We start from the raw sequence: 15807 nt of genomic DNA, 5'->3' as shown, positions 1-15807 counted from the left end.
GGTTTACGATTTTGACGCTTTCGTTGATGTTTGAAGTTGCTATGCTGGTGACCAGTGTGTGCGGCGTATTGGTAGCTGTTTGGTTGTTGTGGCGAGCGCGAAAGCAAAGTGATCTGCAAGCCTTGGCAGGTTTTGCCATTATGATGGCGATTTGGTGCTTTGGACATGTGGTTTTGTTCCAAGGCTACGAGCAAATTGGCATTCATATTATTCTGGCCAACCCGTTGATGCCGACCTTCTTCTTGCACTTTGCGATTCGTTTTGTGAACTCTGGCTCGGTTAAAGAGCCGATGCTAGAACGCTTATATCAAGTGGTGCCTTGGTTTTATCTGACCAGTTTTGCTGTGGTATTACAAAGCTGGTGGATCGGCGCTGGAGATGCGATTAGTACGCTCGACACGCGTTCCTTTTTTATCTTTACCGAGGCGGGGACATGGAATCTCGCCTATACGGTGTTGATCGGCATCTTGGCTCATGGGGTGTTGTTGTTTGGTTGGTATCGACATTCTGGTAACAAGAAACGCTCCATTCTCGCCATGTTTGGCGTTGGCGCTTGGGGCCTGTTGTTAGCGACCAGTTTTGTGTTTCCTTCTTTTGGCATTAGCTGGTTTCCTTACCCTATGTTGCTGCTGCCAACTTATTTGCTGTTGCTGGTCTACGCGGTGGTGCGTTATCAAATATTATCGGTGAATGCGTTCGCCAATCGGGCCTTGCTTTGGGTTGCCATGATGCTGGTAATTCTCTGTGTCATCGCGGTGATCAGTGTGGTGTCTGGACGCATAGGTTTACAGGCGTTAGCGAATGTTCCCAGTTGGCAGCTTTGGTTGTATTCCCTATTTATCTTGGTTGTCGCGGCTGTCATTTATCAGCCTTTGAGTCGTTTGGTTTCTCGGCTTATTTATCCTGGCGCTTTATTAAATGAAGCTGTGTTGGATACTTGGTCAACCCAGCTTAAAGAAGCGCAAGATTGGCCGCAATTGATCGCTATTGGTGAGCGTTTACTTTCTCTACAGATAAGGCGTAGTGTGGCAATTCAGCTGCAACGTTCTGCTTATCCCGTTAAGGAGCAGAATGATGCCTTGGCAATTCGAGTGTCTCGGTCAGATTCTGATTGGCACTTTGTATTAATCGGTTGGGAAGATGCCAGCCCTGGCATGCGTTTGACGGCGGAAGTGTTTGCATCCTTGTTTTCGACCAGTTGTGGTTTGCTTGAAAGGTCGCTGGCCTTGGCTGCGGCAGAACGAAAACGCATGGACGAACAGCATCTGGTTGAGTTGGGCAGTTTGTCAGCAGCAATGGCCCACGAGCTACGCAATCCACTTAATATAATTTCAATGGCGGCCTATGACGCGCCAGCCGAAACGCGTCAGCATATTCAGACTCAGCTTAAACGCGCCGATCGTTTGGTGAGTGATATGTTGGTGTATTCCGGTGGCTTGACGTTGCAAATTGTTGCCACGCCATTACGGTCGTTATTAGCAAGTATTCTGGCGCAGGCTCAGCTAGAAGGTGTGGCGGTTGAGCTAGATATAAATGAAACAATAGAGCTGGATGCTGACCCACAACGATTACAACAGGTGTTTATCAATCTCATTGATAACGCCGTGTCTTTTTTGCGCAATATGCCAGATGGCAAGTTATCTATTGAAGCTAAAGAACAAGATCAACAGATAGTCATCCAAGTGCATAACAACGGACCAGCAATCGATGCAAGCTTACAAGGCGAAGCCTTATTTCAACCCTTTGTGACTAAGCGAGCAGGCGGCAGTGGTCTTGGTTTAGCAATAGTACGCCGTATTGTTGATGCTCATGGCGGGAAGATTAGACACCGTTCCGATTCGATTTGGCCGGTGACATTTGAGCTTATTTTACCTCGCCATTTTTCTGGCGTTGCTATTTCAAATAGAGAATTTCATGACACAAAATAAAATATTACTGGTCGACGATGAACCAGCGTTTCGCGAACTGGCTAGTCGTTGGTTGGCGAATCAAGATTATCATGTGAAAACGGCGGGTAGCTTAGACGAAGCCCGAAGTACTTTGGCATCGTTTGATGCGGATTTAGTGCTATTAGACTTGTCCATGCCGCCGCATTTTGACCCGCAAGTCACCTTGAATGCTATGGACGATTTTGCTGGTCGTCCGGTGATTATTATTACTGGCCATGCGGATAGGGATTTGGCGCTTAAAGCCATCGAGCTTGGCGCATGGGATTTTATTGCCAAGCCGATTGACCCAGATATGTTAGCGGTTGTAGTGCGCCGAGCGATTACCAAAACTACCTTGGAGCGAGAGCTGACTGAGTTAAAACAAGCAGGCAATTCTGCCCAAGGTGCGTCTGCGTATATCGGTCATTCGATGAGTTCGCAAAAGGTCAGGGCGCTGGTGGAGCGAATCGCACCGACGGATGTACGGGTCTTGGTGACTGGGCCATCGGGAACCGGTAAAGAAGTCATTTCGCGTACCTTGCACGACTTGAGTCATCGCGCAGCCAAGCCGTTTGTTTCTGTGCATTGCGGCGCGATTCCAGCGGATTTATTAGAAAGCGAGTTGTTCGGTTACGTGAAAGGCGCGTTTACTGGGGCGGAAAAAGACAAGGTAGGTTTATTGAGTTTGGCCGATAGCGGTACCTTGTTTTTGGATGAAATCGGCGAAATGCCATTAGCTATGCAGGTCAAGTTGCTGCGGGTGTTGCAGGAAGGTACCTTCTTTCCTGTGGGAGGACGAGAGCAGAAGCACATCGACATTCGAGTGATCTCTGCGACCAATGCAGACTTACTTGAAAAAGTCCGAGAAGGTAGTTTTCGAGAAGATCTGTATTACCGCATTAAGGGTGTCAATATTGAAACCCAAGCGCTGTCGGAGCGACTCGAAGATGTTCCTGTGTTGCTACAGTCATTTCTACAGCGCTTGCAAAGTCAGCAAACTAAGCAATTACAGCTTAGCCCCGAAGCTGTGCAATGGTTTCGTGATCAGCCTTGGCCGGGGAATGTACGTGAGTTGAAAAATACGCTAGAAAGCGTGGCTTCTATTTGTCCACAAGGACGAATTACCATGGAAGACATTCAACTATTGTACCCAAATGGCGAGAAAATTCGCCCAACGTCGGTTAATTTGCCAACAAGTGACGCTTCGCTGGATGAGCAGGTGCGTGACCTTGAAATTCGTTTGATTACCCAAGCCTTAGAGAAGAATCAAGGCAACCGCACCCAAGCCGCCAAACAACTGGGTATTTCTCGGCAAGGGTTGATTAAGAAAATCGAGCGCTATGGGTTGTGAAGATTCTCAGAGATGAATTTTTTCTTGATGGGTGTCAATGTTTTCGATTATTAATAGCTTTGTTATTTACAATCAGAAAATTGTTTTGTTTTTGTCATTAACTGAGGTGTAGTATTTGACGATAACTTTACAATAAGAATGAATAATAAGGACGTTATTATGAAGTGGCAAAGTCTATCCATTAGAAGTCGCATGTTCTCTGTGCTTGCTGTGTTGCTTGTTGTTAGTACTGTTGTTTCTGTCAGTACTCAGGCTCTTTCCACACTAGACACAGAACTAGAACAGTTAAAAAAAGAAGTTTTACCAACCCATCTCAGTAATCTAGCTTCGCAAATCAGTACAGAAATTACTCCGTTAATTACAGCCTCTCATTTGATGACAAACGACAACTTCGTTGAAGATTGGGTGAGTAAAGGCGCGCCAGATAACCAGATTGCGTTTATAGCAGCTAAGCTGAAATCCGTGAAAGAGATCGCAGGAAGTGACTCGACTTTTTATGTATTAAATGGCCCAAATGGTTTGGAATATTTTGGCTATGAAAAAGACTTTTTTAGGACGCCGTTATCAGACTATCCATACAAAGAGTTTTATCCAAACTTCTTGGCTACGGGTCATGACTATGAATTGAATTTGCAGTATGAAAATTCGATGCTGTTTATTAACTATCGTAGTGATTCTATGGATCCGAATACCAATAAACCTTTTTCGGTAGCTGGCTTAGGAATTAATGCTGATAAGCTGATTAATATGGTTCAGAAGCTCCAAGTCGGTCAGCAGGGCCGTGCTATGTTGGTAACAAGTGATGGTGTGATTCAAGCGAAAGGCGATTCTCCATTTATGGAGTTAATCGACAAAAATCATATTGTTAACCTATTGGGTAATAAAAGCGAGGTGGTGTTGGATGATGTGACCATTAATGGACAGGTCTTTTATCTTGGTTCTTTGTGGGTTCCAGTGTTAGACAGATTCATTATGCTCGCGGTGCCGAAACAGCAGATCATGGCGCCGATTTATTCTCAGTTACAGAATGCGTTTCTCTACTCTATCGTTTTTATTCTAATTTCTCTGCTCATTCTTCATTTCGTTATTGGCTCGCTGACTCGTCCTATTGTCGCTATTGGCAAGGATGTTCGTTATGTTTCTGATAACTTAGATCTCAATTATCAAGTTAAAAGTTCTGACAAGGCTGAAATTGGTGGTTTGGCTGACGCGGTTAACTCTTTGCTATCAACTTTGAAAAGTTCGCTTTTGACTGTGAATGATGCCGTTAAAACGACCGATGGTGCTATTGCTGGTTTGCATCAACAGGTGGATGAACTTTCTCAAGCCTCTGAGGCTGAGAAGCAATCGGTGGATCAGATCTTTAACTCTACCCAAGACATCACTGAGCAGAGTGCGCAGGTAAAAGATTTAGCCACCAAAGCGGGTGAGTTGTCGGATCAAAGTAATGCCGAGCTTCAGCAAGCGAATAAAGAAGTTCAGAGCAGTTTGATATTCCTCGAAGCACTGGAAGTCGATATGTTGCAAAGCAAATCCAGTTTGACCGAGTTGAATGAAAATATAGAGAAGATTGTCTCTGTTTTGGATGTGATCAGCTCGATTTCAGAACAGACCAATTTGCTTGCTCTTAATGCGGCAATCGAAGCGGCTCGGGCGGGCGAGCATGGTCGCGGTTTTGCGGTAGTGTCGGATGAAGTTCGCATGCTGTCGCAACGAACCAGCGAATCCACCAATGAAATTCAAAGTATCATTACTCAGTTGAGAAGTGCATCGACTCAAGTGACATCGCAGATGGATGTTGCCTGTGAGAAAAGTATTCAGACCCTAGACAGTCAAAAGCTGGTGTCAGAAAAAGTAAATACGCTTGATGCCTTCTTGCAGCAACTATTCGATATGAATGAGCAGGTCGCCGAGCGGGCGGGTATTCAAAATGCTTCTGTGGAGGATATTAACCAACATTTATCTATGTTGGCGGCACAAAGCGAGCAGACAGCCGAATTATTCAATCAAAGTCGAGCAGCAACCAATGCCATTGGTGAAGAGATGAGACACCTAAAAGATAAAGTCGAGTTGTTCAAAGTGACGTGATGGCATTTAATGGTCTGTACCAAGTCTTATTGATTGAGCTTGGTACAAACTTACTGGAGCATATTGTTAGCTTTGACTTGATGTTACGTCACACGAAATGACTCCATCCTGCACCCTTACCGAAATAGCATCACCTTTTTTAACGTCCTTAACGGAGCGAATCACTTGCTTGTCTTTTGATGCAATGGCGTAGCCTCTAGCCAAAGTATTAAGCGGGCTGACAAGGTTTAGTTTGTCGACGATGCGTGCAAAGGCTGTTTGCTTGTTGGTTAGGGTGTTGCTTAATGCGCGAGCAAGGCGAGCGTCGATGTCTTTTAGTTTTTGTCTGTCCTGATCGATACGGCGAGCCGGGCTGTTTCTTTCTAGGCGATGAGCCAAGTTAGTAGTTTGAGTTTGTTGCTCTAATATTTTGCGCTGCATGCTTTGTTGCAAACGGCGTTTGAGTTGTTCAAGTTGATTCTGTTGTTGCTCGATTCGTTCTTTTGGATGGCGAATACGTTTGGTCATGAAGTCGAGCTGTTGCTGACTTTGTTCGAGAATGCGTGACATACGTCGCACCAGTTGTTTCTCTTGTTGCTCGATCTGTCTAATTAATTGAGTGCGGTCTGGGCTTAAAAGCTCAGCGGCAGCCGTTGGTGTGGCGGCGCGAACATCGGCGACAAAGTCCGCAATAGTAAAATCGGTTTCATGACCTACGGCAGAAACAATAGGGGTTTGGGCCGCAAAAATGGCGCGCGCCAATGTCTCATCGTTAAAACTCCATAAGTCTTCTAGCGAACCGCCACCGCGACCGAGAATAATCGCGTCAAAGTGTCCGCTACCATCAGCTCGCTGTAATTGTCTTAGGATGTTTTTGGCAGCGTCCTGGCCTTGTACCAAAGAGGGCAGAATTGTCAGTTCAGTTAATGGGAAGCGTCGACGGAAGGCAATGATCATATCGCGCACCGCAGCACCAACCGGTGAAGTGATGATTGCAACACGCTCTGGTTTTGTGGGCAGTGGTTTTTTGTGTTCCGGCGCGAATAGGCCTTCGGCTTGTAAGTTGTTTTTTAGTCGCTCAAACGCTTGTTGCAATGCGCCTTCGCCAGCAGACTCCATGCCTTCGACGCTGAGTTGGCAGTCACCTCTTGGGCCGTAAAAAGTGACGCGAGCACGTAGACGAACCATGTCGCCATCTTTGGGCTTAAAGCGTACAGCGGCATTCTTGCCTTTAAACATGGCGCAGCGTATTTGAGCTTTGTCATCTTTGAGGGAAAAGTACCAATGTCCTGAGCTCGGCTTGGCGAGATTGGAGATTTCACCTTCCACTAAAATCCACGGCAAACTGGCTTCAAGTAGTTGTTGTATTTGTCTATTTAGCTGCGATACGGTAAAAGCCGTTTCTTGTGGCGCTGAAGTTGTAAAATTTTTCATCAATCTCTCGTGGTTTTGATTTACCGAATGCAACTATTGGAGTAGAATTACTTGCCATCTTAACACCCTTGTTGGCATTGGAAACTCCCCATTATGTTACGAATCGTGCAAGAAGCTTTAACGTTTGACGACGTATTGCTTATCCCCGGCTATTCCGAAGTTCTTCCTAAGGATGTTAGCCTCAAAACGAAAATCACTAAAGACATTGAGTTAAATATTCCGCTTACGTCTTCAGCGATGGATACCGTTACTGAACATCGCATGGCGATTGCTCTGGCTCAAGAAGGTGGCATAGGCATTGTGCACAAAAACTTGACCATTGAAGAGCAAGCTCGTGAAGTGCGTCGTGTGAAAAAATTCGAAAGCGGCATCGTTCGTGATCTTGTTACCATCAATCCTGAAGCCAGCGTTCAAGAGCTAATGGATTTGACGGCTGCGAACAGCATTTCAAGTGTTCCAGTTGTTCAAGGTACTGACTTGGTTGGTATCGTAACAAGCCGTGATGTGCGTTTTGTTAAAGACTACGATAAAAAAGTCTCTGACATTATGACACCAAAAGATCGCCTAGTGACGGCGCTTGAAGGTGCTTCATCTGGTTCTATTCGCAAGTTGCTCCATGAAAATCGCATTGAAAAAGTGCTGATTGTGAATGAGCAGTTTGAATTGCGTGGCATGGTTACTGTAACCGACTTTAATAAAGCCACTACCTTCCCTAACGCTTGTAAAGACGATCAAGGTCGTTTGCGTGTTGGTGCCGCTGTTGGTACTGGCGCAGATACTGGCGATCGAGTGAAAGCTTTGTCTGATGCTGGCGTTGATATCATTGTTGTGGATACGGCGCATGGTCATTCTAAAGGTGTTATTGACCGTGTTCGTTGGGTAAAAGAAAACTTCCCACACATTCAAGTGATTGGCGGCAATATTGCGACGGCTGAAGCGGCAATTGCCCTTGCTGATGCTGGCGCTGATGGCGTGAAAGTGGGTATCGGTCCAGGCTCTATCTGTACAACTCGTATTGTGACAGGTGTTGGTGTTCCTCAAATCAGTGCTGTGGCAAATGTGGCTGAAGTAATGAATCCTCGCGGCATTCCTGTAGTCGCTGATGGCGGTGTACGTTTTTCTGGTGATATCAGTAAAGCCATTGCTGCTGGCGCAAGTGTTGTCATGGTTGGCGGTATACTTGCTGGTACAGATGAAGCGCCGGGTGAAGTTGTTTTATTCCAAGGTCGTTCTTTTAAAGCATACCGTGGAATGGGTTCGCTAGGCGCAATGTCGCAATCTCAAGGCTCAAGTGATCGCTACTTCCAGGATTCCAGCAGTGTTGAGAAATTGGTTCCTGAAGGTATAGAAGGTCGTGTTCCTTCTAAAGGTCCGATGGCTGCGGTTGTCCATCAGTTGATGGGCGGGGTTCGCTCTTCCATGGGCTACACTGGTTCGCCAGATGTTGAGACAATGCGTACGAAAGCACAGTTCTCAAAAATTACAGGCGCAGGCATTCGTGAAAGTCATGTCCATGATGTGACGATTACAAAAGAAGCGCCGAATTATCACGCTGGTTAATCCAAGATAATTTGATACTGAGATGGGGCGTACAACACGCCCCATCTTTATTTACTGCTCTTACTATTTATTGATTACTTCTACGAAAAGATTTGTCTCTTAAGTAGAGTGAAAGGAATGGCTAATAATGTCGCAAGATATCCACGCTCATAAAATTCTTATTCTTGATTTCGGTTCTCAGTACACTCAGCTGATTGCGCGTCGCGTTCGTGAAATTGGTGTTTACTGTGAAGTTCGTGCTTTTGATATGGAAGATCAAGACGTTATCGACTTCGATCCTAAAGGTATCATCCTTGCTGGTGGTCCTGAATCCGTTCCTGAGCCAGGTTCTCCTCGTGCGCCAGAAGCAGTATTTACATTGGGCGTGCCGGTATTTGGTATTTGTTACGGCATGCAAACCATGGCAGAGCAATTGGGCGGTAAAGTTCAAGGTTCTGAAATTCGTGAGTTTGGTTACGCACAAATTCGTAAGCATGAAGGCCCAGCATTGTTCGATGAGATCCAAGATCACATTGCAAACAATGGCGTTGCCTTGCTTGATGTATGGATGAGCCACGGCGATAAAGTGATTGAAATGCCAGAAGACTTCACTTTGATGGCATCTACGGATAGCTGCCCAATCGCAGCGATGGCGAACGAAGCTAAGAAATTCTACGGTGTACAATTCCACCCAGAAGTAACGCATACGTTACAAGGTGGCCGTATTCTATCTCGTTTCATCGTAGATATTTGTGGATGTGATACTTTGTGGACACCGGCAAACATTGCACAAGATGCGATTGAACGCATGCAAGAACAAGTTGGCGACAAAAAAGTTCTTCTAGCTCTTTCTGGTGGCGTGGATTCTTCTGTTGTGGCGGCATTGCTTCATAAAGCGATTGGTGACCAATTGACTTGTGTCTTTGTCGACAACGGCTTGCTTCGTTTAAACGAAGGTGATCAAGTAATGAAGATGTTTGCAGACAATATGGGGGTGAAAGTTATCCGTGTTGATGCAGAAGACTTGTTCCTTGGTAAGTTGGCTGGCGAAAACGACCCTGAGAAAAAACGTAAGATCATTGGTAATACCTTCATTGAGATCTTCGATGAAGAGTCATCTAAATTGGATGGTATTGATTTCCTTGCGCAGGGCACGATTTACCCTGACGTAATCGAGTCAGCGGCTTCAAAAACTGGCAAGGCTCATGTTATCAAGTCTCACCACAATGTTGGTGGTCTACCTGATGATATGAAAATGGAGTTGGTTGAACCACTTCGTGAATTGTTTAAAGACGAAGTGCGTAAGCTAGGTCTTGAACTAGGTCTTCCTTATGACATGGTTTACCGTCATCCGTTCCCAGGGCCAGGTCTTGGTGTTCGTATCCTTGGCGAAGTGAAGAAAGAATACGCAGACATTCTTCGTCGTGCGGATGCTATCTTCATCGAAGAGCTACGCCGTTCTGGTTGGTATGATAAAACAAGCCAAGCTTTCGCTGTATTCCTTCCAGTCAAATCCGTTGGCGTAGTAGGTGACGGCCGCCGTTACGAATACGTTGTTGCACTTCGTGCCGTTGAAACCATCGACTTCATGACAGCACGTTGGGCGCACCTACCGTACGAACTGCTAGAGAAAGTGTCGGGTCGTATCATCAACGAAATTGAACACATCTCACGCGTGACGTACGACGTGTCTTCTAAACCACCTGCGACGATTGAGTGGGAATAATTCAGCTAAGTACGTCTTAACTGAATAAATAGAAACACCTAAAAACCCGCTTCGTTTGAAGCGGGTTTTTTTATTGGCTGATGATCAGTGTTGGTTTAAAAAAAGCCCCCAACATTTTGTGTTAGGAGGCTGTGGGAGTTAGGCTGTTGCCATTCTGATACGTAAGACAGGTCTGTCGTCGATTGGTAGGTGGAGCAATGCCGAGATAAAGGCGAGGATGACGGCTGACCACCGGACATTAGGTAAGCTAAATCGGCTGGTACGGTAATAATAAGTGGCATCATATCCACAATGGCCAGTGCCGCTTCCAAATGATAAGCCCTCAGAACCATGCGGCGTTTTGGCTTATCTTCGAGTGCTTGCTCAATCAGAAATTTAACCCCATCGCTTATGGCGATCATGGCGTGAGGAAAATTCAAATAATCCTCTAGGCACATTTGCTTATCTGCTAGCGGGTGTTGTTTGGATAATAGGCACGACACTCCAACACGTCCCAATGCCCCATACTGTAAGGGTTCAATAGCATGTGTTGGTCGACAAATAGCTAAGTCGGCTCGGCCGTAGGTGAGTTGTTCTTTTAAGTGTTCATCTTGTAGTGGCAAAAACTCAAAGGCGACATTCGGCGCTTCCTGATATATGCGGGGTAACGCAAAGGGTAAAATAGTTTGCATTGCGTAATCAGTGGTTAAAATCGTGAATGTCTGATCACAAAACTTGGGGGCAAAATCAATTGGAGATAAGAGTTGTCTAAGGGACTGAATGGGGTCGTCCAAAGCCCTATTCACAGATAGCGCTTTTTCTGTTGGAACTAGGTGTTGTCCTTGATGTGTAAATAACGGGTCTGACAACAAACAGCGCAATCGTCCTAGAACCCGACTCATGGCAGATTGGCTCAAGTTTAAACGCTCTGCCGCTCGGCTGACACTGCGTTCCTCAACCAGAACTTGCAACGCGACCAACAGATTTAAATCCCGGCGGTAAATCTCTTCTACTTTCATACCTAGCCCGAAACAATAGAATAAGATTGACAGTGTAACCAAAGAGGGCTGCTTTTGTTTGTGTTTACTGTCTAAAAATCTGGGCACTGTTGAAGTCAAACTAATCAAGATAAGGCGTTAATACTTCCTCAATCCAAGATATAAAAATGCGTACTCGACGAGACAAGTTTTGTCTGTGTGCTACGACAATAGAAACAGGTAAGGGTTCTGATTGTAGGCTTGGTAGTACTTCAACAAGAGATCCGTCGCTTAAAAATGGTTTCAGGCTGGATAGACCGGCTTGTATCAATCCAAGTCCAGCTATGCCCGCGCCATGGTAAGTCTGAACGTTGTTGACACGCAGTGAGCCGGGGAGGTCTAGGGATTGATAGCTTTGACCATCATAATATTCCCATCCGAATGGGCGATTACCTAATGTTGGTGTGTAGTGAACAATGCGATGGCCTTGGCTTATTAAGTCCTCCAGTGTGTGCGGGACTCCGTATTGTTTAAGATACTCAGGGCTTGCTGCATTCACCATTTTTAGATCGCCAAGGTGCCTAGCAACCAGTGTATCGTCGAGAACACCTCCGACCCTAAGTACACAATCCATTCCTTCTTTTATTAAATCCACTCTGCGGTCTGTACTGGAAATTTCGAGTTCAATACCAGGGTACTTTTCCATGAATTTAGGTAATTCAGGAATAATGTTCGCGCGCGCGAATTCTGTTGGTAAATCTGCACGTATTCGACCTTCAAGCAAAGCATCATCCTTTGCAAACATAAGATTGAGTTCTTCTGCATCAGCGAGTAAAGCGCAAGCTCGTAGATAAAAATTTCGCCCGTTTTCTGTGAGTTGAACTTTTCTAGTTGAGCGGTGTAGAAGACGCGTTCCAACCTGAGCTTCTAATTGGCGTACGACATTAGAGGCTCGACCTTTTTGGATGCCAAGGCTTTCTGCGGCGCCTGTGAAACTGCCCATTTCTGAGATACGAATAAATATAGCTAGATTATCAAGGTTTTGCATTGTTTCTCTTTTTGATAACAATGGGTTTTTATTAGGGTGCTTTATCGTAAAAATATCACAAGGTAAAGTGGAATCCTAGAGAGTCAGGCGAGCTGGTTCCACTTATTTGGGAGAATGACATGCGCTATAACCAACTGGGTAATACTGGGTTATTTGTGTCGGAAATATGCCTTGGAACTATGACATTTGGTCCGGTTGGTCAGCAAGGTCTATATCACGATATTGCTGGAATGGATCAGGCGACAGCAGACAGTATTGTGGATTGTTGCTTTTCCGCTGGTGTTAATTTTTTTGATACGGCGGATGTGTACACAAATGGCCACTCCGAGAAAATGTTAGGCCAAGCTTTAAAAAATCTGAACGTGCCTCGTAAAGATGTGGTCATTGCAACTAAGGTCTTTAACCCTTCGGGCAATGGTCCGAATGATAGAGGCGCTTCTCGAGGCCATATTTTGGATTCGGTGGATGCAAGTTTGGAACGTTTGCAGACGGATTACATCGACCTATATCAAATTCACGCTAACGATCCTGTTACGCCCATTGAGGAAACACTTCGTACACTTGATGACCTTATTTCGCGAGGTTTGATTCGTTATATCGGTTTGTCTAATTGGGCAGCTTGGCGTATTGCGAAAGCACAGGGCATTGCTGAGCGAGAAGGCTTTGCGCGATTTGAAACGGTGCAAGGCTATTTTTCTTTGGCTGGGAGAGATTTAGAGCGTGAGATGGCTCCCATGTTAATGGAAGAAAAGATGGGATTACTGGCCTGGTCTCCTTTGGCTGGCGGGCTGCTATCAGGAAAGTTTTCACCAGACTCGATAGGGGAAGGTCGGCGTGCCAATTTTGACTTCCCTCCTGTGGATAGGGACAAAGTTTGGGCATGTGTTGATGCTATGCGCCCGATTGCTGCAAAACATGATGCTTCTATTGCTGCCGTAGCGCTTGCTTATGTGTTGAGTAAGCCTTTTGTAACATCTGTGATCACGGGGGCAAGACGCTTTGATCAAATAGAGCAGAACCTTGCGGCGGTAGAGGTCAAGCTGGACCAGGAAGATCTAAATACATTGGATACAGTAAGTTGTCTCGCGCCAGAATACCCTGGCTGGATGCTTGAGCGTACAGCACCTACTCGCATGCCATCTGGTAAGCAAACTACGCCAACATTGCGATAGTCAGGAGAGTACTCAAATGAAACTGTTTTCTTATCAAAATTTTATGACTTGGTTATTGGTCGCTTTTTTTGTCTTTGCTGGGTTGTTGAATGTGTTTCCGCCAGTGCCCTTGCTGGAAGACTACCATCGTTGGGGTTACCCCGATGGTTTCCATTACATCACCGCGGCACTTGAGCTTCTAAGTGCTTATTGGCAAGCCAAGTCGTCACTTAAATGGCGACGTGCTGGCCTTGCTTTAGGTGGTTTGGTTTTAGTTGGGGCGCTTATTACGCTCGTACTAAATCAGCAGTGGCTGCATGTAATTCTTCCTTCGTTGGTGTTGGCAGTTTTGTTATTTCAATTTAAGCAAAAGTCTTTGCGTTGCGCTCTGTGATGAAAAGCTGGGCGTCTTTTGTCTTGTCTTTAAGACAAACTTTATTAATAAAATTAAGAGGTGTGTTATGAGTTTTTCTTCAGAGTTGAAAGGGGTGGTTATTTATCATTCTGGTTACGGCCATACTCAGCGTGTGGCAGAAGCCGTGGCGGATGGGGCAAACGCCAAACTGCTACCGATTGATGCAAATGGTGAGTTAAGCGAAACAGCGTGGTCTGATATTAGCAAAGCGCACTTTGTGATTCTAGGATCTCCAACCTATATGGGTGGACCTAGCTGGCAGTTTAAGAAATTTGCAGATGCGTCATCAAAGCAGTGGTTTGAGGACAAATGGAAAAACAAGGTGTTTGGTGGTTTTACCAATAGCTCTAGTATTAATGGCGACAAGCTATCGACATTGCAATACTTTACTTTATTTGCGGCTCAGCATCGAGGCATCTGGGTGGGGATGGGAATGAAGTCCTCTAACACAAAAGCGTCACAGCGTGATGATATTAACCGAATGGGTTCGTTTCTTGGGCCAATGGCACAAGTTGCTGCTGATGCAGGCCCAGAGGAAATGTCGCAAGGAGACCTCGATACAGCACGCCTTTATGGGGTACGTGTTGCCGGTCTAACTGCGAAATTTTATTCGTTTGAGACGGAGCTTAGTTTACGAGAAATTTCATAGAGTTATGTGGTTGTTGTAATTCCTTATTACGGCATAATGGCTTTATATTTCAATCGGCTCTCTTTTTAATTACAAAGAGAGCTTTTTTGTTTGTATTGAGTATTGTGAAAAGTTTTGGAGTGTAGGTTGAAATTTCCAACCCCCTTAATAGAAGGAAAATTGATTAAACGCTATAAGCGCTTTTTGTCCGATATTGAATTGCTAAATGGTGAGGTTGTGGTGGCCCATTGCCCCAATACTGGATCAATGAAACGTTGTCAGCAAGATAGCGCTCGTGTATGGCTATCTAAAAGTGATAACCCAAAGCGTAAGCTGGCTTATACATGGGAGCTGGTGGAGGTCGATGAGCAGTATTTGGCTTGCATTAATACAGGTTACCCAAATAAATTGGTAGGCGAAGCCATTGCTGATGGTGTTGTGACTGAGCTTTCTGGGTATACAGAACAGAAAGCAGAAGTGAAGTATGGCGAGAAAAGTCGTATTGATTGGTTATTGACAGGTGATGATGGTCGCAAGTGTTATGTAGAAGTTAAAAACGTCACCTTATTAGAAGAAGACGGATTAGGGTATTTCCCTGATGCGGTGACGGATCGTGGTCGCAAACATTTATATGAACTGGCGAAGATGGTCGAAGAAGGTCATCGAGCAGTAATGTTCTTCTGTGTGAGTCATACTGGAATAAGTTCTGTTACGCCTGCTGCTCACATCGATAAAAAGTATGCGCAGGCTTTTATAGAAGTTGTCGCAAAAGGTGTTGAGGTAATTGCTTACCAGGTAGAAATCGACTCTCAGGAAATGAAGGTAATACACTCGGTACCTGTGGTGATGCCTGAATTGATAGATTAATGGCGCATAAATTCTCTTGATTTGGTTGCTTTATAACCAAAAAGAGCGATTTTTGACGGTTTTATGAACGAATGCGCTTTTATTTAAAATAAATTGAAAGAAAATGTCGAAAAGGGTTGCACAAAATCTGTAGATCCTTAATATACGCCCTCGCTGACACGGACAAGGCTTCAGAGCAACGAAGACCAAGTTCAACTGATTAGGTTGTTACCTGATTGGTGATTCAAGTTAGCACGCTCTTTAAAATAGATAATCAGATAATTTGTGTGGGCGCTCGCTGGAGGCTTCAGAAGATTGTCCGGATTGGTTTTTAACTTATTCGAGATGATCAAAAAAATTGAAGTCTTGCGAAACGTCTAACACGTCAATTCGCTTTATGTTGGCTTGTTGTTTTTAGGAATGATGAGTCGATTAAGTTATTGTTAGTGTAATAGATTTTGAGTAAGCAAACTTTTTAACTGAAGAGTTTGATCATGGCTCAGATTGAACGCTGGCGGCAGGCTTAACACATGCAAGTCGAGCGGTAACAGGGGAGCTTGCTCCTGCTGACGAGCGGCGGACGGGTGAGTAACGCGTAGGAATCTACCTAGTAGAGGGGGACAACATGTGGAAACGCATGCTAATACCGCATACGCCCTAAGGGGGAAAGGAGGGGACTTTTCGGAGCCTTCCGCTATTAGATGAGCCTGCGTAAGAT

General features: G+C 45.1%; 12 protein-coding genes and 1 other annotated feature. Of the genes, 9 read left to right on the top strand and 3 right to left on the bottom strand.

What is annotated here, in order from left to right:
- Positions 1-11: 11 nt before the first annotated feature.
- From CYL31_RS19730 to CYL31_RS19720, 3 genes are all read left to right on the top strand, one after another.
- On the top strand, positions 12-1928 hold the full coding sequence (locus CYL31_RS19730; RefSeq protein ID WP_249411636.1) for a sensor histidine kinase: 1917 nt from the start codon (positions 12-14) through the stop codon (positions 1926-1928).
- Positions 1915-3279, top strand: a complete 1365-nt coding sequence (locus CYL31_RS19725) for a sigma-54-dependent transcriptional regulator (RefSeq protein WP_212916837.1) — start codon at positions 1915-1917, stop codon at positions 3277-3279. The genes CYL31_RS19730 and CYL31_RS19725 overlap by 14 nt, the downstream gene beginning before the upstream one ends.
- Before the next feature lie 159 nt (positions 3280-3438).
- On the top strand, positions 3439-5367 hold the full coding sequence (locus CYL31_RS19720) for a methyl-accepting chemotaxis protein (RefSeq protein WP_212916836.1): 1929 nt from the start codon (positions 3439-3441) through the stop codon (positions 5365-5367).
- Between the two features lie 66 nt (positions 5368-5433).
- Here the strand turns inward: CYL31_RS19720 and xseA are convergent, their stop codons facing one another.
- Positions 5434-6780, bottom strand: coding sequence for an exodeoxyribonuclease VII large subunit (gene xseA, locus CYL31_RS19715; protein WP_212916835.1), 1347 nt, complete (start codon positions 6778-6780; stop codon positions 5434-5436).
- Positions 6781-6873: 93 nt separating this feature from the next.
- Between xseA and guaB the strand changes: the two genes are divergently transcribed.
- Both guaB and guaA read left to right on the top strand, forming a co-directional pair.
- Positions 6874-8340 carry an IMP dehydrogenase gene (gene guaB, locus CYL31_RS19710; RefSeq protein ID WP_212916834.1) on the top strand — a complete coding sequence of 489 codons (1467 nt, stop codon included), beginning with the start codon at positions 6874-6876 and terminating at the stop codon, positions 8338-8340.
- A gap of 127 nt (positions 8341-8467) precedes the next feature.
- Positions 8468-10045, top strand: coding sequence for a glutamine-hydrolyzing GMP synthase (gene guaA / locus CYL31_RS19705; RefSeq protein WP_212916833.1), 1578 nt, complete (start codon positions 8468-8470; stop codon positions 10043-10045).
- 95 nt (positions 10046-10140) lie between these two features.
- Here guaA and CYL31_RS19700 read toward each other — a convergent pair whose 3' ends face one another.
- Entirely contained in the window at positions 10141-11043 is a 903-nt protein-coding gene (locus CYL31_RS19700; RefSeq protein WP_249411635.1) for a LysR family transcriptional regulator, read from the bottom strand.
- A gap of 100 nt (positions 11044-11143) precedes the next feature.
- Positions 11144-12049, bottom strand: a complete 906-nt coding sequence (locus CYL31_RS19695; protein WP_114412913.1) for a LysR family transcriptional regulator — start codon at positions 12047-12049, stop codon at positions 11144-11146.
- Positions 12050-12168: 119 nt separating this feature from the next.
- Here CYL31_RS19695 and CYL31_RS19690 point away from each other — a divergent pair, with 119 nt between their 5' ends.
- From CYL31_RS19690 to sfsA, 4 genes are all read left to right on the top strand, one after another.
- Positions 12169-13221, top strand: a complete 1053-nt coding sequence (locus tag CYL31_RS19690; protein WP_212916832.1) for an aldo/keto reductase — start codon at positions 12169-12171, stop codon at positions 13219-13221.
- A 16-nt stretch (positions 13222-13237) separates the two neighbouring features.
- Positions 13238-13594: a DoxX family protein gene (locus tag CYL31_RS19685; RefSeq protein ID WP_114413803.1), complete on the top strand. Its 357-nt coding sequence runs from the start codon at positions 13238-13240 to the stop codon at positions 13592-13594.
- 67 nt (positions 13595-13661) lie between these two features.
- The gene (locus CYL31_RS19680; RefSeq protein WP_114413804.1) at positions 13662-14264 is read left to right on the top strand and encodes a flavodoxin family protein; all 603 of its coding nucleotides are present in this window, start codon (positions 13662-13664) and stop codon (positions 14262-14264) included.
- A gap of 126 nt (positions 14265-14390) precedes the next feature.
- The gene (gene sfsA, locus CYL31_RS19675; protein ID WP_212916831.1) at positions 14391-15110 is read left to right on the top strand and encodes a DNA/RNA nuclease SfsA; all 720 of its coding nucleotides are present in this window, start codon (positions 14391-14393) and stop codon (positions 15108-15110) included.
- A 572-nt stretch (positions 15111-15682) separates the two neighbouring features.
- Positions 15683-15802 (top strand) — a sequence feature (16S ribosomal RNA rRNA prediction is too short).
- The last annotated feature ends 5 nt before the right edge of the window (positions 15803-15807 follow it).

The organism is Marinomonas sp. A3A (assembly GCF_018336955.1).
In the GTDB taxonomy this organism is placed as follows: domain Bacteria; phylum Pseudomonadota; class Gammaproteobacteria; order Pseudomonadales; family Marinomonadaceae; genus Marinomonas; species Marinomonas lutimaris.
The sequence above is the reverse complement of the archived record's forward strand: the minus strand, read 5'-3'. Positions and strand labels throughout refer to the sequence as shown.